General features: G+C 71.6%; 14 protein-coding genes. 10 read left to right on the top strand and 4 right to left on the bottom strand.

Going from position 1 to position 18,382, the window contains the following annotated elements:
* Positions 1–27: 27 nt before the first annotated feature.
* Both ABT057_RS34410 and ABT057_RS34405 read right to left on the bottom strand, forming a co-directional pair.
* Positions 28–888 carry a 3-hydroxybutyryl-CoA dehydrogenase gene (locus tag ABT057_RS34410; RefSeq protein ID WP_352347682.1) on the bottom strand — a complete coding sequence of 287 codons (861 nt, stop codon included), beginning with the start codon at positions 886–888 and terminating at the stop codon, positions 28–30.
* 161 nt (positions 889–1,049) lie between these two features.
* Positions 1,050–1,685: a TetR/AcrR family transcriptional regulator gene (locus ABT057_RS34405; protein WP_352347680.1), complete on the bottom strand. Its 636-nt coding sequence runs from the start codon at positions 1,683–1,685 to the stop codon at positions 1,050–1,052.
* Positions 1,686–1,792: 107 nt separating this feature from the next.
* On the opposite strand from ABT057_RS34405, the gene ABT057_RS34400 reads away from it, so the two are divergent.
* From ABT057_RS34400 to ABT057_RS34365, 8 genes are all read left to right on the top strand, one after another.
* Positions 1,793–3,292 (top strand): MFS transporter, encoded by a 1,500-nt coding sequence (locus tag ABT057_RS34400; protein ID WP_352347678.1) that lies wholly within the window; start codon positions 1,793–1,795, stop codon positions 3,290–3,292.
* Between the two features lie 123 nt (positions 3,293–3,415).
* Positions 3,416–3,790, top strand: coding sequence for a VOC family protein (locus tag ABT057_RS34395; RefSeq protein ID WP_352347676.1), 375 nt, complete (start codon positions 3,416–3,418; stop codon positions 3,788–3,790).
* Positions 3,791–4,181: 391 nt separating this feature from the next.
* Positions 4,182–7,877 (top strand): nitrate reductase subunit alpha, encoded by a 3,696-nt coding sequence (locus ABT057_RS34390; RefSeq protein WP_352347674.1) that lies wholly within the window; start codon positions 4,182–4,184, stop codon positions 7,875–7,877.
* A gap of 1 nt (position 7,878) precedes the next feature.
* Positions 7,879–9,447, top strand: a complete 1,569-nt coding sequence (gene narH / locus ABT057_RS34385) for a nitrate reductase subunit beta (RefSeq protein WP_352347672.1) — start codon at positions 7,879–7,881, stop codon at positions 9,445–9,447.
* A complete protein-coding gene (gene narJ / locus ABT057_RS34380; protein ID WP_352347670.1) occupies positions 9,444–10,241 on the top strand; it encodes a nitrate reductase molybdenum cofactor assembly chaperone in 798 nt (265 codons plus the stop codon). Before narH ends, narJ begins: the two co-directional genes overlap by 4 nt.
* Positions 10,238–11,023, top strand: a complete 786-nt coding sequence (gene narI / locus ABT057_RS34375; RefSeq protein ID WP_352347668.1) for a respiratory nitrate reductase subunit gamma — start codon at positions 10,238–10,240, stop codon at positions 11,021–11,023. Before narJ ends, narI begins: the two co-directional genes overlap by 4 nt.
* A 322-nt stretch (positions 11,024–11,345) precedes the next feature.
* Positions 11,346–12,047 carry a hypothetical protein gene (locus ABT057_RS34370; RefSeq protein WP_352347666.1) on the top strand — a complete coding sequence of 234 codons (702 nt, stop codon included), beginning with the start codon at positions 11,346–11,348 and terminating at the stop codon, positions 12,045–12,047.
* Between the two features lie 205 nt (positions 12,048–12,252).
* Positions 12,253–13,284 carry an Acg family FMN-binding oxidoreductase gene (locus ABT057_RS34365; RefSeq protein ID WP_352347664.1) on the top strand — a complete coding sequence of 344 codons (1,032 nt, stop codon included), beginning with the start codon at positions 12,253–12,255 and terminating at the stop codon, positions 13,282–13,284.
* Positions 13,285–13,354: 70 nt separating this feature from the next.
* Here the strand turns inward: ABT057_RS34365 and ABT057_RS34360 are convergent, their stop codons facing one another.
* A complete protein-coding gene (locus tag ABT057_RS34360) occupies positions 13,355–13,777 on the bottom strand; it encodes a pyridoxamine 5'-phosphate oxidase family protein (protein WP_352347663.1) in 423 nt (140 codons plus the stop codon).
* Between the two features lie 313 nt (positions 13,778–14,090).
* Here ABT057_RS34360 and ABT057_RS34355 point away from each other — a divergent pair, with 313 nt between their 5' ends.
* Positions 14,091–15,338, top strand: a complete 1,248-nt coding sequence (locus tag ABT057_RS34355; protein WP_352347661.1) for a nitrate/nitrite transporter — start codon at positions 14,091–14,093, stop codon at positions 15,336–15,338.
* A gap of 30 nt (positions 15,339–15,368) precedes the next feature.
* Entirely contained in the window at positions 15,369–15,842 is a 474-nt protein-coding gene (locus ABT057_RS34350) for a hemerythrin domain-containing protein (protein WP_352347659.1), read from the top strand.
* Between the two features lie 57 nt (positions 15,843–15,899).
* Here ABT057_RS34350 and ABT057_RS34345 read toward each other — a convergent pair whose 3' ends face one another.
* On the bottom strand, positions 15,900–18,350 hold the full coding sequence (locus tag ABT057_RS34345) for a SpoIIE family protein phosphatase (RefSeq protein ID WP_352347657.1): 2,451 nt from the start codon (positions 18,348–18,350) through the stop codon (positions 15,900–15,902).
* Positions 18,351–18,382 lie beyond the last annotated feature (32 nt).

Genomic DNA, 18,382 nt, shown 5'->3' with positions numbered 1-18,382 from the left:
GCCGCCGTCCGGCTCCTGCGCCGGAGCTCAGGAGTCGTAGGTGTAGAAGCCTCGGCCGTTCTTCCGCCCGAGGTGGCCCGCGGCGACCATGCGGCGCAGAAGTGCGGGCGGGGCGTACAGCGGTTCCTTGAACTCCTCGTACATGGACTCGGCGACGGCCTGGGCGGTGTCGAGGCCGATGAGGTCGAGCAGGCGCAGCGGGCCCATGGGGTGGGCGCAGCCGAGTTCCATACCGCGGTCGATGTCGTCGGGCCGCGCGGAGCCCGACTCCACCATGCGGACCGCGCTGAGCAGATAGGGGACGAGGAGCGCGTTGACGACGAAGCCGGAGCGGTCGGCCGCCTGGACGGCCTCTTTGTCCAGCTGTCCCGCGAAGTCGCGGGTGCGCCGCACGGTCTCCTCGCTGGTGGTGAGGGCGGGGATGACCTCGACCAGTCGCTGCACGGGCACGGGGTTGAAGAAGTGCATGCCGATGACCTGCCCGGGCCGCCCGGTGGCGACGGCGAGGTCGACGATGGGGATCGAGGACGTGTTGGTGGCCAGGACCGCCGAGGGATCCTCGACCGCCTTGTCCAGGGCGCGCAGGACGTCGGTCTTGATGTCGCGGTTCTCGGCGACCGCCTCGACGACGAACTGGCGGTCGGCCAGATCGGCGAGGTCGTGGGTGTAGGAGAGCCGTGCGAGGGTCTGCTCGCGCTGCTCCTCGCTGACTTTGCCGCGTCGTACGCCCCGGTCGAGGGAGGCGGTGATACGGCGGCGGCCTGCCTCGACCGCGTCGGGCGTGGCCTCGGCGACGCGGACGTCGATGCCGTTGCGGGCGGCGACTTCGGCGATGCCGGAGCCCATGAGGCCGCAGCCGACGACGCCGAGGCGGGTGACGGGATCCATGTGGGGTCCTCTCCATTGGGTCGGACGCTGCGGCGGTACTGGCCGCGGTCTTCGAAGAAGGCGCGTCGGTGACCGAGAAGATAGTAGGACGTCCTAGTAAATGGCAGAAGGTGATGCCGGTGTGACCAGGGGCACAGGATGCGGTGAGTCGCCGGCCGGTGTCAGTCGTGTGCGCTGTCGTTCTCCAGTGCCGGCGCGAGGAGGTGGCAGAGGGAGTCGGCCAGCAGGTGGAGGGGGTCGGCGGTCTCCAGCGGCCAGCCGACGGCGATCCATGCGGAGAAGAACGACTCGGTCTGCAGGACGGCCATGAGGGCTCGTTGGCGGGCCTCCGCAGGGGGGACGCCTCGCCAGCGTTCGGGCTGCCCGACGAGCATGCCGACGTAGCGCTCGTGCGCCTTGATGTACTGCGTGCGGCCGTCGCCGAGGCTGCGGAGCGCGGCCGGGGACGCCGCGTTGGCGACTCGGCGGATGGGTGCCACCTCCCGCCAGCGGGCCTCGGCGCCGTCGAGCCAGGTCCGGATACCGGCCCGGGTCCATCGCGGCAGCGCGGTCAGGTCGGCGTACGCCTCTTCCATCAGGTCGTACACGCGCTCCACGAGTGCGTCGACGATCTCGGCCTTGCCGGGGAAGTGCGCGTAGACCGTGGCCCGTGTCACCCCGGCGGCCTGTGCGATGTCCTCCATCCTCGCGTCGAGGAAGGGCTTCTCGCAGAACACCTCGACGGCCGCGTCGAGCAGTCGGCGGTGCGTCAGGGACTTCTGCTCTTCGCGCAGGTTCCTGCGGGGTGTCGGTTGCATGCGTCCAGTCTCTCCCGGCGCAACGTGGTTTCACTATACGCGGTGTATGGTGAAGCGATGTCGCTATACGCCGTGTATGGCGAACCAGTGGCTTGGGGGCCCGTCCGATGAGCACCGCAGTGAACGAGCCGAGTCCCGCGGCCCTTTCGCAGACAGCCCGCCGCCAGGTGCTGAAGGCGCTCAGCGGCCTGCTCCTCGCACTCTTCGTCTCGACCCTCAGCAGCACGGTGGTCTCGAGCGCGCTGCCGAAGATCATCGGGGCTGTGCACGGATCGCAGACCCAGTACACCTGGGTGGTCACGGCCACCCTGCTCACCACCACGGCGACGACCCCGATCTGGGGCAAACTCGCCGACCTCTTCAGCAAGAAGACCCTCGTGCAGGCCGCCATCGCCGTCTTCGTACTGGGTGCCGTGGCCTCCGGGGTCAGCCAGAGCGCCGGCCAGCTCATAGCCGCGCGGGCCCTCCAGGGCGTCGGCGTGGGAGGCGTGCAGGCGCTCGTCCAGATCGCCCTCGCGGCCATGATCCCGCCGCGGGAGCGCGGCCGTTACAGCGGCTACCTGAGCAGTGTCACGGCGACCTCCACCATCGGCGGGCCGCTGCTCGGCGGTGTCATCGTCGACACCTCGTGGCTGGGCTGGCGGTGGTGCTTCTTCATCGGCGTCCCGATCGCCGTCGTCGCGCTCCACCTGCTTCAGCGGACGCTGAACCTCCCCGTCGTCCGCCGGGAGAACGTGCGGATCGACTACCTGGGAGCCACCCTGATCGCCGCCGGCGTCAGTGTGCTGCTGGTCTGGGTGTCGTTCGTCGACGACTCCTTCGCCTGGGCCTCGTGGCAGACCGCCGTCATGGTGGCCGGCGGGCTGGCCCTGATCGCCGTGGCCCTGTGGGTGGAGTCGCGGGCTCCCGAGCCCGTCGTACCGCTCGGGATCGTCAAGCAGCGCACGACCGCCCTGGCGATTCTCGGCAGCCTCGCCGTCGGGACGGCCATGTTCGGCGCCGCGGTGTTTCTCAGTCAGTACTTCCAGCTGAGCCGCGGTCACAGCCCGACCGAGGCCGGCCTGATGACGATCCCCATGATGGCCGGCATTCTGATCGCCTCGACGGTCGCCGGACGGTTGATCAGCCGGACCGGGAAGATCAAACCCTTCGTCATCGCGGGTGCCGTCCTCCTCACCGCCGGACTCGCGGGCCTCGGCACGATCGACCACGAGACACCCATGACCTTCCTGGGCGCGGCGATGCTGTGTGTCGGGATGGGGGTCGGTATGACACTGCAGAACTTCGTGCTCGCCGTGCAGAACACCGTTCCGTTGAAGGACATAGGGGCGGCCAGTTCCACGGTGTCCTTCTTCCGCTCCCTCGGCGGCACGATCGGCGTCTCGGTTCTGGGGGCGGTACTGGCCCGCCGGGTCCACGACCAGATCGCGCGGGGTCAGGACGTCCACGTCGCCTACGGCGACGCGACCGCGCAGGTCTTCCTCCTGTCGGCGGCCGCGGCCGTCCTGGCCGTCGTCGCGGCCGTCCTGCTGAAGCCGGTGAGTCTGCGCGGCAGCCTCGACCTGCACACGCCGTCGGAGGCGGAGCCGACGAAGACGGTCGGGTGACGCGCGTGCGCCGTACGGGCGGCGGTCCGGCGAGCCGCCGGGCATGCCCGCCGCGATGGCGGGTACGCCCCCTCCCGTAAGTGGGGCGTCGCGGAAGCGGCCGAAGAGCGAGGAGTGTCGGAAGTGATTCGAAAGCTGCAGGCCGTCGCGCTGGACTGCGCTGATCCGGTACGGCTCGCCGAGTTCTACGCGGATCTGCTCGGCGGCCGGGTGATCGCGGATCCTGAGGAGCCCGACTGGGTCGAGGTGCACGGGTTCGAGGGCACATCGCTGGCCTGCCAGCGGGTGGACGGCTACCAACCGCCCGAATGGCCCGGCCAGGAGCGCCCGCAGCAGCTCCACCTGGACTTCGACGTGGACGATCTCGACGGAGAGGAGAAGCGGGCGCTCGCTCTCGGCGCGACCGTGCTGGAGCGGACGGACCAGCTCCGCCCGGAGGCCAACTGGCGGGTCTACGCGGACCCGGCCGGCCATCCGTTCTGCCTCTGCTTCCACTGAGTCCACCGCGCCCGCCGCCCTCCTGTTCGTTTGCCGCAGGTCGGAGCGGTCGGAGCGGTCGGGGTGCGGGATGCGGCGTCCGGCCGCGGTGACGGCCGGACGCCCGACCGAACCGGGCGCCGCGCGCCGTACGCGCTGGACCTGCGGCGGCCAGGGACGGGGGAGTTGGCTGCCTGGCAGGCACGGAATGCGGTCGTACGGATGAGCCGGCCTCTGCGGTTCGATCAGTGTCCAGCATGCACGCCCGGCGCTGCCCAGTCCCGCGCCGACCGGGCCCCGGTACCGGGGCCATTGGTCCCTGTTGCGGCCGGCCGGATGGGGCCGGAAGGTCATCCGGCAGGGACCGCCGGCCCCAGGTGCGCCACTGCCTGCGGCTCTAGCGTTCCTCACCATGGAGAACGAGCAGAACGCACGACGGCGGCAGTCGCGCGGCGGTGAAGGCTGGCCGCTGGCAGCACGCAGACTTCTCACGCGCCGTGAGGTGTCGGCCGACGGGCGCGCCGTGTTCGGCGAGGCCGACGCCAAGTGGGAGGGCTTCTACCGGGACCGGTGGGCGCACGACAAGGTGGTGCGTTCCACGCACGGGGTCAACTGCACGGGTTCCTGTTCGTGGATGGTGTACGTCAAAGACGGCATCATCACCTGGGAGCATCAGGCCACCGACTACCCGTCCATCGGCGCGGACTGCCCCGAGTACGAGCCGCGCGGCTGCCCGCGCGGCGCCTCGTTCTCCTGGTACACGTACTCTCCCAGCCGGGTCCGCTACCCGTATGTGCGCGGCGCACTGCTGAAGCTGTGGCGCGAGGCCCGCAAGCGACTCGGCGACCCGGTGGCCGCCTGGGCCGAGATCACCTCCGACCCGGCGAAGGCGCGGGCCTACAAGCGGGCCCGTGGCAAGGGCGGCCTGGTGCGTGCCGACTGGGACGAGGTGAGCGAGCTCGTCGCCGCCGCCCATGTGCACACCGTCAAGGCCTACGGCCCCGACCGCGTCGCCGGCTTCTCCCCGATCCCGGCCATGTCGATGGCCTCGTTCGCGGCCGGCGCCCGCTTCATGTCGCTGATCGGCGGCACCCTGCTCTCCTTCTACGACTGGTACGCGGATCTGCCGATCGCCTCGCCGCAGGTCTTCGGTGACCAGACCGACGTGCCGGAGGCGGCGGACTGGTGGAACGCGGGCTATCTGATCATGTGGGGTTCCAACATCCCCGTGACCCGCACGCCGGACGCGCACTTCCTCACCGAGACCCGCTACAACGGCACCAAGGTCGTCGCCGTCAGTCCCGACTACGCCGACAACGTCAAGCACGCCGACGAGTGGCTGGCCCCGCACCCGGGCACGGACGGGGCGCTCGCGATGGCCATGGGCCACGTGATCCTGCGCGAGTTCCTGGTGGACCGCGAAGTGCCCTACTTCCGCGACTACCTGCGTACGTTCACCGACGCCCCGTTCCTGGTGGCCCTGCGCGAGCACGCCCACGGCCTGGTCCCGGACGGGTTCCTGACCGCCGCCGACCTCGGACACGACACGGAACACGCCGAGTCCAAGACGGTCCTCCTCGACTCGGCCACCGGTGAACCGGTCGTGCCGAACGGCTCGCTCGGCTTCCGCTGGGGACAGGCCGAGCAAGGCCGCTGGAATCTCGACCTGGGCGACGTCGTGGCCGAGTTGAGCCTGTTCGAGCGGGCCGAGGAGACCGCCGAGATCGCGCTGCCCCGCTTCGACGAGGGCACCACCGAGGGCGGCTCGGTCATGGTGCGCGGGGTGCCCGTACGCCGGATCGGCGGGCGCCTGGTCACCACGGTCTTCGATCTGATGCTGGCGCAGTACGGCGTCGCGCGCCCCGGCCTGCCGGGCGCCTGGCCCACCTCGTACGACGACGCGGCCGAGCCGTACACGCCGGCCTGGCAGGAGACGATCACGTCCGTCCCGGCCGGGCAGGCGGCGCGCATCGCCCGGGAGTTCGCCCGCAACGCCGAGCGCACCCAGGGCCGTTCGATGATCGCGATGGGGGCTGGCACCAACCACTGGTTCCACTCCGACACCATCTACCGTGCCTTCCTGGCGCTGACCACGATGACCGGCTGCCAGGGCGTCAACGGCGGCGGCTGGGCGCACTACGTCGGACAGGAGAAGGTCCGCCCCGTCACCGGCCTGCAGCATCTCGCGTTCGCCTTCGACTGGCAGCGGCCCACCCGGCACATGGCCGGCACCTCGTACTGGTACCTGAACTCCGACCAGTGGCGTTACGAGGCGTTCGGCCCCGACGAGTTGGCGTCCCCGCTCGGTGAAGGCCGATTCAAGGGGAAGGGGTTCGCGGACACGCTCGCACAGGCGGTACGGCTCGGCTGGACGCCCGGCCACCCCGGCTTCAACCGCAACCCGTTGGACCTGACCGACGAGGCCGCCGCCCAGGGACGCCCCGTCGCCGAGCACATCGTCGACGAACTGAAGTCCGGCAGGCTGCGGTTCGCGGCCGAGGATCCCGACGACCCGGCCAACTTCCCGCGCGTGCTGACCGTGTGGCGGGCCAACCTGCTCGGCTCCTCCGGCAAGGGCAACGAGTACTTCCTGCGCCACCTCCTCGGTACGGACGCCGCGGTCCGCTCCGAGGAGACCCCGCCCGAAGGGCGTCCGAAGGAGGTGGTGTGGCGCGAGCAGGCCCCGGAGGGCAAGCTCGATCTGCTGGTCACCATGGACTTCCGGATGACCTCCACCAGCCTGTTCTCCGACGTCGTCCTCCCGGCGGCCACCTGGTACGAGAAGGACGACCTGTCCAGCACGGACATGCACCCCTTCGTGCACGCCTTCACCCCCGCCATCGCCCCGCCCTGGCAGGCACGAACCGACTACGACACCTTCCTGACCATCGCCGACAGGTTCAGCGAACTGGCAGGCGAACACCTCGGCACCCGCACCGACGTTCTCGCCGTGCCGCTGCTGCACGACACGCCGGACGAACTCGCACAGCCGGGCGGGGTCGTACGGGACTGGAAGGCCGGCGAGTGCGAGCCGGTCCCCGGCCGGACCATGCCGAAGCTCGTCGTCATCGAACGGGACTACGCCGCGACCGCGCAGAAGATGCGTGCCGTCGGCCCGCTGCTGGACACCCTGGGCACCACCACCAAGGGCGTCACCGTCCACCCGAACCAGGAGCTGGACGAGCTCGGCCACCGCTGCGGAACCGTCCGCGACGGGATCGCCGCCGGCCGGCCCTCCCTGGCCACCGCCTCCGACATGTGTGAGGCGATCCTGGCCCTGTCCGGCACCACCAACGGGCGGCTGGCCACCGAGGGGTTCCGGGAACTGCAGCGGCAGACCGGCAGCGAGGGACTGGTGGAACTTGCCTCGGAGCGCGAGGCGGAGCGGATCACCTTCGCCGACACCCGCGCACAGCCGCGCGCCGTGATGACCTCGTACGAGTGGTCCGGCAGCGAGACGGGCGGTCGCCGCTACTCACCGTTCGTCATCAACACCGAGCACAAGAAGCCCTGGCACACACTCACCGGTCGCCAGCACTTCTTCGTCCAGCACGACTGGATGACCGAACTCGGCGAACAACTCCCGGTCTACCGGCCTCCGTTGAACACACCTCGGCACTACGGCGATCAGCACCTGCACGATGGACGTGCCGAGGTGACGGTCCGCTATCTGACCCCGCACTCGAAGTGGTCCATCCACTCGAACTACCAGGACAACGCCCACATGCTGGCGCTGTCCCGCGGCGGCCCCGTGATCTGGATGTCCACCGCCGACGCCGAGAAGATCGGCGTGAAGGACAACGAGTGGATCGAGGCGTACAACCGCAACGGGGTCGTCGCCGCCCGCGCGGTGGTCACGCACCGGATGCCCGAGGGCACCGTGTACATGTACCACGCCCAGGACCGCAACGTGAACGTGCCGAAGACCGAGGTCAGCGGCAAGCGGGGCGGCATCCACAACTCCCTGACCCGGCTCCTGCTCAAGCCCACCCATCTCGCGGGCGGCTACGCCCAGTTCACCTACGCCTTCAACTACTACGGCCCCACCGGCAACCAGCGCGACGAGGTCACCGTCATCCGCCGCCGCAGCCAGGAAGTGGAGTACTGACATGCCCAGTGACGGAGTCACTGTCGGACGGGTGATGGCGCAGATCGCGATGGTGATGAACCTCGACAAGTGCATCGGCTGCCACACCTGCTCGGTCACCTGCAAACAGACGTGGACCAACCGGACCGGCCTCGAGTACGCCTGGTTCAACAACGTCGAGACCAAGCCCGGCGTCGGCTACCCGCGCCGCTACGAGGACCAGGAGCACTGGAAGGGCGGCTGGATGCTCGACAAGCGCGGCCGGCTCGTCCTGCGCTCCGGAGGCCGGCTGAAGCGCCTCCTCTCGCTGTTCTCCAACCCGGACCTGCCGAGCATCGAGGACTACTACGAGCCGGTCACCTACGACTACGACAACCTCGTCAGCGCCCCGGCCGGCCCGGACGTCCCCGTCGCCCGCCCCCGCTCGGTCCTCACCGGCAAACCCACCGCCATCACCTGGGGCGCCAACTGGGAGGACGGCCTCGGCGGCGCACCCGAGAACGCCGGCGGCGACCCCAACCTCACCGGGGAATGGGCCGAGAAGGTCAGGTTCGAGTTCGAGCAGACCTTCCTCTTCCATCTGCCCCGTCTGTGCGAGCACTGCCTCAACCCCGCCTGCGTCTCCGCCTGTCCGTCCGGCGCGATGTACAAGCGCGTCGAGGACGGCATCGTCCTCGTCGACCAGGACCGCTGCCGCGGCTGGCGCATGTGCGTGACGGCCTGCCCGTACAAGAAGGTGTACGTCAACCACGCGACCGGCAAGGCCGAGAAGTGCACCTTCTGCTTCCCGCGCATCGAGGCCGGGCAGCCCACCGTCTGCTCCGAAACCTGCGTCGGCCGGCTGCGCTACCTCGGGCTGCTGCTGTACGACGCCGACCGCGTCGGTGAGGCAGCGGCCACCCCGGAGGAGCACGACCTGCTGGACGCCCAGCGCGGCGTCTTCCTCGACCCGCGCGATCCCGACGTCATCGCGGCCGCACGGCGGTCCGGCATCCCCGAGGACTGGCTGGACGCCGCCCGCCGCTCACCCGTGTACGACCTGGTCACGCGCTACAAGGTGGCGCTGCCGCTGCACCCGGAGTACCGCACACTGCCCATGGTCTGGTACGTGCCCCCGCTCTCGCCCGTCCTGGACGCAGTGGACGCGGCGGGCGGCGACCAGGACGACCCCGACCACGTCTTCGCCGCTGTCACCCGGCTGCGCATCCCGCTGGAGTACCTGGCGGAGCTGTTCACCGCCGGTGACACCGATGTCGTCGCCGGGGTGCTGATGAAACTCACCGCACTGCGCTCGTACATGCGCGAGCTCACCCTCGGCGAGGCCGGCGACGAGGCCGTGCTCAAGGCCGTCGGCCTCACCGCCCGCGAGGCGGAGGACCTGCACCGGCTGCTCGCCGTCGCCAAGTACCAGGATCGCTACGTCGTCCCCGCCGCCCACAAGGAGGACGCGGCGGCGCTGACCGCGATGGAGAACCGCTGCCCGGTCGAATCGTCCGGCGGCCCGGCGGACGCCGGGGGCCGACGGGTGATGCTCGGCATCCCCACCCTGCGCCGCCGTGCGCCCGAAGCCCCTGCCGGAGGCCGCCCGTGAGCCCGCTGCCCGCAACGATTCCCGCCCTGGTCCGCACCCGAGTCCGGGCGGCCGTACGCAGACGGGCCCGGCTCACCCCGGAGGAAGCCGAGGCACGCGCCCTGCTGCTGCGGCTGTGCTCGCTGCTGCTGCAGTACCCGGATGCCGAACTCGCCTCCGCTCGACCGGAGTTGACGGCCGCAGTCGAGGCACTGCCGCCCTCGCCCGCAGCCGGGCACCTGGCCGCCCACACCACCTGGCTCAGCGCCCAGGAACCCGAAGCACTGGAGCGCCACTACGTCGAGATGTTCGACCTGCGGCGCAAGAGCAGCCTCTACCTGACCTACTACCTGCACGGTGACACCCGTCGCCGGGGCATGGCCCTGCTCACCCTGAACCAGCGCTACCGAGCCGCGGGCTGGGACACCGCCGCGGGTGAACTCCCCGATCATCTGCCGGTCGTGCTGGAGTTCGCCGCCCTGGCGGGACCGGGTGGCGGCGAGGCACCGCTGCGTCAGCACCGGCGGGGGCTGGAGTTGATCCACCGGGCGCTGACCGACGCTAACTCCCCGTACCGGCACGTACTGGCCGCGCTGCTCACCCTGCTGCCGCCGCCCACCGACGCGGACCGTGCGGCCGTCGCCCTGCTGGTCGCCGAGGGCCCGCCGAACGAGGAGGTCGGCCTCGATCCCTACGGGACCTACGGACAAGGGGAGTTCGCGCCGCCGGGCACCTTCGTGCCCCCGATGCCCGCCCCCGCGACCCAGGTACCGCCCGCCGCCCCGACCGCCACCCGTACGGAAGGCACCCGATGAACGCCGCATTCCTCTCCCCGTCGGCCGCCGCGCCGGCGAGCGGCACCGACCTTCTGCTGTGGGTCGCCATCCCCTACATCTGCCTCGCCGTCTTCGTGGTCGGGCACATCTGGCGCTACCGGCAGGACCAGTTCGGCTGGACCACCCACACCAGCCAGCTCCTCGAACACCGCTGGCTGCGCTGGGGCAGCCCGCTCTTCCACCTGGGCGCCTTCATGGTGATCGCCGGGCATGTCGTCGGGCTCGCCGTCCCCGACTCGTGGACCGAGGCCGCGGGCATCTCCGAGCACGCGTACCACGCCACGGCCGTCTGGGCGGGATCGGTGGCGGGCGCCGCCATGGTCACCGGGCTGGGCATGCTGTGCGCCCGCCGGCTGCTGACCCGTCGGATCCGCCTCGGTACCGACCGCAGCGACAAGGTCCTCTTCCCGCTCCTGTCCGCCACCGTCCTGCTGGGCATCTCCGCGACCGCCACGCACAACGTCTTCGGAGGCGGCTACGACTACCGCGCCACGGTATCGGTCTGGTTCCGCGCCCTGTTCGTGCTCCAGCCGAAACCGGAGGCGATCGCCGGCGCACCGCTGCTGTTCCAGCTGCACGCCCTGAGCGCCTGCCTCCTCTTCGCCGCGTGGCCCTTCACCCGGCTGGTACACGTGTGGAGCGCCCCCGTCGGATATCTCGCCCGGCCCTACCTGGTCTACCGGCGACGGGCCACACCGGTCGCGGCACCGCACGCCGCGCGCCGGCCCCGGTCGGCCTCCGGTTCTCGGCCGACGGCCTGAGACACGAACCCGCACACGCACGAGACCCGGCGAGGCCCAAGGGCTGTCCCGTAATCCCCGGCGGGCGCGCGACCGGGGATTACGGGACAGCCCTTAGGGCCCTCAGGAGATCATCGCGCGGAGCGAGGCAGGTATGGACGGCGAGCAGGGTGGGACGCCGGTGTGGGCCGGTCGTCGCCGGGTGCGGGCCCAATGGCCCTGGGGATCGCCGGCCGCCCGCGGAAGGCTGGCAAGCAGAGACACCGGCGGCCGCGGTCCGCGGCCACGGGGACCAGTCCCGGAGGCGATGACCATGATCCGCAGGCGGGTGCATGCCACTGGCGTGGTGGTTCTGGCCCTGGCGGGCACCGTGGCCGTCGGCGGCTGCGGCGGGAACGGCAACACGTCCACCGGCGGAGCCGCCGTCCACGCCCCGGCGATCTCCGCCGCTCCCTCCGGGCCGACCAGCGGGTGGGGCCCCGGCATGTGGAGCGACAACGGGAACAACGGCATGATGAACGGCGGGCCGGGCTCGCGGGGGCACGGCATGACGGGCACCTGGTGGCTTGCGGGCAACGGCAGCCGGGTGAAGACCCTTGACCAGGCCCGGCAGCGGGCGACGGTGTTCGCCGACCGGCTCGGTCTGCGGGTCGGCGAGATCATGCAGTTCTCCCGCAACTTCTACGCCGAACTGCAGACCACCGACCGCCACCCGGCCACCGAGGCCCTGGTCGACCCCGCGGATGGCGCCGTGCAGTTCGAGTACGGTCCGGCGATGATGTGGAACACCGACTACGGCATGCACCACGGCAGCCGAAGCACGGCCCGCATCTCGGCCGCGAAGGCCCGGAACCTCGCCCGGCAGTGGCTCCATGACCACGACAGCACACTGATGACGGGCGAGCCGGAGTCCTACCCCGGCTATTACACCCTGCACACCATGAAGTCCGGGAAGATCACCGGCATGCTGTCGGTCAACGCTTCCAGCGGCCAGGTCTGGTACCACACCTGGCACGGCACCTACATCGCCACCAGCCCGCGGTGAGCCGGAGCTTCCCCGCGATCCTGGTCAACTCGCGCCAGGCGTACGTCAACCGGGACGCCGTGGGCCGGATCGCCGAGATCCCAGGGGCCGGCGGGCCGGTTCTAGGCCGGATGGCGGGCAGGGAGGGGCCGGTCAACCCTCTCCCGGGCGGAGACGGTGGCGCAGGGTGGGCGATACGGGGAGAGCCTTGCAGAGGAGAGCCGTCATGGAGATCCGCGAAGTCGACGCCACAGCCGTCCAGTTCCTGCTGGCCGCGGCGGTGGCGGCGCCGTCGATCCACAACACGCAGCCCTGGCGGTTCGGCCTGGACGCGGACAGCCGGTCGGTCCAGGTCCGCGCCGACCCCGGACGGCAGCTGCCGATGACAGATCCGGATCTGCGCGCCCTGCACCTGTCGGTGGGCGCGGCCGTCTTCAACCTCCGGGTGGCCGCGGCGCACCTGGGCTGGGATCCGGTCGTCCGGCTGCTGCCCGGCACGGACGATCCCGATCTGCTGGCCACCGTGCAACTGGCCGGCCCCGCCGCGGACGGACCGGCGTCTCTGCGGCACCTGTACGAGGCCATCGAACGGCGTCATACCAGCCGGATGCCGTTCACCGGCCGCCCCGTACCGGAAACGACAGTGACGGAGATGATCGGCGCGGCACGGGCGGAGGGCGCGCACCTGGAGGTTCCGGACATCGTGGGGACCCGGCGCCTGCTGCAGTTGACCCAGGCGGGCGAGGTCCGCAACGCGTCCCACCCCGGCCGCACGGCCGAGGCGCGCGGCTGCCTCACCGCCCCGGGACATGACTCCCGCTACGGCATCCCGGTGACCGCCGTGGGGGCCCTGGACGCGTCCGGGCGGATACCGATGCGGGACTTCACCGGACGGCTGCCCGTGCCGCGTCTGCCCGCCCTGCACTTCGAACGCCACGCGCAGGCAGCGCTGTTGTGGACGGCGTGGGACCGGCGGGAGGACTGGCTGCGGGCCGGCCAGGCGCTGCAGCACGTGCTGCTCACCGCGACCTCGTACGGCGTGCGCACCTCGATGCTGCACCAGGCGATGGAATGGATGGATCTGCGGGCGGCGATGGGCGGACCACGGCAGCGGCGCTGCCCGCAGCTGCTGATCCGGTTCGGCTACGGGCCCGAGGGCGGCCGCACGCCGCGCGCGGCCGTGCACGCCGCACCGCGTCCCGAGCCGGGACCCGAGTCGGCAGCCTCCGGCGAGGTGAGGAACGCTCCGTCCGAATGACCGTGCCTGTCCGGTCGGCGGGCGCCCGGCCGACCGGACAGGCATCGGCGACGCCCGCGTCGGCTGCGGCTCATCGCACGCTGTGTGCCCCGGAGAGCTCGCGCCCGGAGACCAGCTCGGACTCGATGCGTACGAAGACGCCGTCCTGTACGGGCATCCAGGAACGCGGGCCGGTGAGCGACAGGCGTTCGTGCTCGGCGGGGTCGGTCACCACGGTGGCCCGGCCGGTGACGACCACGCTCCAGCCGGACCGGGTCGCCGTGGTGAACTCGTCCGCCTCGAAGGCGACCACGACGCCGTCGATGGCCTGTACGAGTTCGGAGCGGGCCGACGTGTACAGCAGGACGGAGGCGTCCTCGTCCAGGGAGAAGTTGACCGGGAGCACCGCGGGCAGCGCCTGCCTGGTGTACACGACCCGGCCGACCGGCACCTCGGCCAGCAGACGAAAGCACTCCTGCCGGCCGAGAGTGCGAAAGGTGTCGTTCTCGAGCATCCCGCCATCGTGGGGGTGGTCGCCCGGCGCCGGGTAGGGCCGGTCGGCCCTACTTTCGCTGGCCGGCGGCAGTCGTCCGCAGCCACGGTTTCGACGGAGTCGCGGGCGCCGTCCGGGCACGGGCCCGAGGGAGAGGCGTGTCCGATCCGCCCCGGGGACCGTCAGCCCTCTGGTGGGGACCCATGGCCCATGCCGCCCCGGTGTCCCGAGGCGGACAGTCGCTTCGGGGCGCCGATCCGCGGTCGAGAGACCCGCGGTCCCCGTGCGACCCCGCCGCACGACCACCGTGAGCAAGAGGGAAGGGACGGACAGCATGGTCCAGTCTTCGACGACGCAGAGCAGCAGGACGGCCTCGGGTGCCCCGGTACCCGGCCGGGCCTGGCTGATGCTGACCCTGGCGACCGTCGGTTTCGCCGTCAACTTCTGGGCCTGGGCGCTGCTCAGCCCACTCGGCCCCCGCTTCAAGGACACCCTGGACCTGACCTCCTTCCAGCAGTCGCTGCTGGTGGCCGTGCCGGTCGTCGTCGGCTCCCTGGGCCGCATCCCGGTCGGCGCCCTGACCGACCGTTTCGGCGGGCGCGTCATGTTCCCGATCGTCTCCGCGGTCACCATCGTCCCGGTGCTCTACCTCGGTCTCGCCGGCCACTCCTCGCTCACAGCGCTGCTGGCCGGCGGGTTCTTCCTCGGCATCGGCGGCACCGCCTTCGCTGTGGGCGTGCCCTTCGTGAGCGCCTGGTTCCCGCCCGCGCGACGGGGTCTGGCCATCGGCGTCTTCGGCATGGGCATGGGCGGCACCGCCATCAGCGCCCTGACCACCGTGAAACTGGTCGACGCGCACGGTATGGCGAATCCCTTCCTGATCACGGCGGGTGTCCTCGCGGCCTACGCGGTCGTGGCGGCGCTGGTGCTGCGGGACGCCCCTGGACGCACCGTGCCGACCGAACCCCTGGGCCGGCGTCTCGCCGCCACCCTGCGTCTCGGCGTCACCTGGCAGGCGTCCGCCCTGTACGCGGTGGCGTTCGGCGGCTACGTCGCCTTCTCCGTCTACCTGCCCACCTATCTCAAGACCGGCTACGGCCTCACCCAGGCCGACGCCGCCAACCGGATGGCCGGCTTCGTGCTGCTCGCGGTGGCGATGCGGCCGATGGGCGGCTGGCTCTCGGACCGCATCGGCCCGGTGCGGGTGCTGGCCGGAGCACTGGGCGTGGTGCTGACAGGGGCGCTCGCGCAGTCCTTCACGCCCGGCCTGGCGCCGGTGGGCACGATCGCCTTCCTGGCCATGGCCGCCGCGCTGGGCGCGGGCAGCGGTGCCGTGTTCGCGCTGGTGGCGCTGCTGGCCCCGGCGAACAAGGTCGGATCGGTCACCGGCATCGTCGGCGCCGCGGGCGGGCTGGGCGGCTTCGTGCCGCCGCTGCTGATGGGCTCGGTGTACGGCGCCTACGGCTCCTACGCGCTCGGCCTGGTCCTGCTGGGCGTGGTCGCGGCGGCGGCGCTGACCTTCACCGGGACCGGGGTGCGGCGCGCACTCACGCGCCGCGCGCCCACCGTCCACTCCCACTGAACCGACGCCGACCGGAACCGGAGTCCTACGATGTGCGAGTACTGCGGCTGTCAGTCCGTGGCGACGATCGACGAGCTGACCCGCGAACACGACGAGGTCGTCGACCTCATCGGCCGGGTGCGGGACGCCCGGCGCGACGGAGACGTCGCCGGGATGGCCGCACTCGCCTGCCGCATCACCGCCGTCCTGGTCCCGCACACCCGGGTGGAGGAGGACGGGCTGTTCCCCGCGATGGCCATGGAGTTCCCCGATCACATCGCCGCCCTGGAGGCCGAGCACCGTCGCGTCGAGGCGGTGCTGACCGAGGCCGCGGACGGTGTGCCGGCGGATCCCGCCTGGCCCGGCAGACTGCTGGAGGTGCTCGCCCTGCTGCGCGATCACATCCTCAAGGAGCAGGACGGGGTCTTCCCCGCTTCGCTGGCGACCCTGTCGACCGAGCAGTGGGAAGCCGTCGAGGCGGTACGCGCCGAAGCGGGCAGCGCGCTGCCCCGGCCGGCCGCCTGACCGCCCACGGCAGGGCGGACCCCCGAGAGGCCGCAAGCCGGCCTGACGGGTACGCCGTCACGGGGAGGCGGGGAGTTCCTGCTCGGCCCAGATCGTCTTGCCGGTGTAGGTGTGGCGGGTACCCCAGCTCAGCGTGAGCTGGGCGACCAGGAGGAGTCCGCGGCCGCCTTCGTCGAAGGTGCGGGCCCGGCGCAGGTGGGGGGAGGTGCTGCTGGAGTCGGAGACCTCACAGATCAGGTTGCGGTCACGGATCAGCCGGAGCTGGATGGGGGGTCCCCCGTAGCGTATGGCGTTGGTGACCAGTTCGCTGACGATCAGTTCGGTGACGAAGGCGGCCTCGCCCATGCCCCAGACATCCAGCTGACGGATGGCTTTCCTGCGTGTCTCGGCGACCGAGGCAGGGTCGGAGGCCACGTCCCAGGTGGCGACATGGGCGGCGTCCAGAGCCCGGGTCCGGGCCATGAGCAGCGCCACGTCGTCGGGGGGGCGCTCCGGGAGAAGCGTCCGGAGCACGGTGTCACAGCTGTCTTCCAGCGACGAAGCGTGCCGGGCCAGGGTCGCGCGCAGGGCTTTGAGGCCCTCGTCGATGTCCCGGCCACGGGCTTCGACGAGGCCGTCCGTGTACAGCGTGAGGACACTGCCCTCGGGCAACTCGATCTCGGTGGCCTCGAAAGGCAGGCCGCCCAGCCCCAGCGGCGGTCCCGCGGGGACGTCGAGGAACTCCACGGTCCCGTCCGGGGTCGTCAGCGCGGGCAGGGGATGGCCGGCCCGGGCCAGGGTGCATCGCCGGGAGACCGGGTCGTAGACGGCGTACAGGCAGGTGGCGCCGATGCCGGCGGCGGTGTCCGCCGTCCGTTCGGCCTCGGCGGACAGATGGATGACGAGGTCGTCCAGGTGGGTCAGGAGTTCCTCGGGCGGGAGATCGACATCGGCCAGGGTGCGTACGGCGGTGCGCAGCCGTCCCATGGTGGCCGAGGCCTGGATGCCGTGGCCCACGACGTCGCCGACGACGAGCGCGACCCGGGCGCCGGACAGCGGGATCACGTCGAACCAGTCGCCGCCGACGCCGGCCTGCGTGCTGGCGGGCAGGTAGCGGGAGGCGACGTCGACGGCGGCCTGCGCGGGCAGCCGCTGTGGCAGGAGACTGCTCTGCAGGGTGAGGGAGGTCCGGCGCTCGCGGGTGTAGCGGCGGGCGTTGTCGATGCAGACGGCGGCCCTCGCGGTGATCTCCTCGCCCAGGAGCAGGTCGTCCTGCTCGAAGGGCTCCGGGCGCCGGTGCCGGGAGAAGGTGGCCACGCCGAGGGTGATGCCGCGGGCGCGCATCGGTACGGCGAGCACCGAGTGGAAGCCGTACCGCCGCACCCTGTCGGCCCGGTCCGGGACCTGGCTCGCCCATTTGTCGATGGCGGGTTCCGTCACCTTGCGGATCAGCGGGCGGCCGGCGGCCAGGCACTCGGCCGCGGGCGACTCGTCCGGGTAGGCGGCCAGCGCTCCGTACTCGACCACCGCCTCGGGGCAGCCGTCCAGGACGGACTGGTTGGCGACCCGGCGCAGCATGACGGGGCTGGGCGGCGGTCCGGTAGGGGGATCGTCGCCGCCTTCGATGGTGGGAAGGAGATCGACGGTGACGAAGTCCGCGAAGCGGGGGATGGCCACGTCGGCGAGTTCCTGCGCGGTACGGGCGAGATCCAGGGTGCTGCCGATACGGACGCTCGCGTCGTTGAGCAGGGCCAGACGCCCCCGGGCCAGGTGCTCCTCGGTCATGTCGTGGGCGGACAGGAGCACTCCCCGTACCCTTCCCCCGCCGTCCCGCACGGGCGTGAGTGTCGTGGTCCAGATGCTCTCGCGGTCGTGGCCGACCAGGTGCAGGACCTGCTGCAGATGCTGCTGTTCGCCGGTCTCCAGCGCCCGGCGCATGCACTGTTCCGTCCGGTCGCCCTCCGGGTCCACCACGATCTCCGACACGCGCAGCCCCCGCATCGCCGCTTCGGGCAGGCCGATCACCCGCTCCATGTCCGCGTTCGCCCGCCGCAGCCGCAGACCGGTGTCGTAGAGCGCCGTCGCGGACGGGGACCGGGCGAACGCCCACATCACCAGCGCGTCGTCCTGTGCCGACGGCTCCGGGCGGGCCAGGGAGGAGACCAGGAACCACTCGCCCGTCTCCGCGTGCTCGCCGTCCGGCCTCCGGCGGTGTGCCAGCAGGTCCACCGTGAGGTGGTGGCCGTCCCGGTGCAGGAGCCGCACCGTCCCGTTCCACCGCGGGAGGGCGTGCAGGGTCTGCAGTGCCGGCGTGGGCGGGGGCTCCCCGGCGAGCAGTCGCGCCGCAGGCCGGCCGACGACCTCCGCGGCCCGGTATCCGAGCAGCCGGCGTGCCCCCGTGCTCCACCCGGTCACGACGCCCTGCGGATCCACCGTGACACACGCGGTCGCCGCCTCGTCGACGGGGTCGTTCGACCGCCGTGCCCTCCGGTCTTCGCCGGTGGCGTCAGAACCCGGCATCGCGCTCATCCGCCCTCGCCTCGGTCTTTCCACCGTGCGCC

Source organism: Streptomyces sp. NPDC002588 (genome assembly GCF_040295925.1).
Lineage (GTDB): Bacteria > Actinomycetota > Actinomycetes > Streptomycetales > Streptomycetaceae > Streptomyces.
Note: the sequence above shows the minus strand (reverse complement) of the source record. Positions and strands in the feature narration are given on the sequence as shown.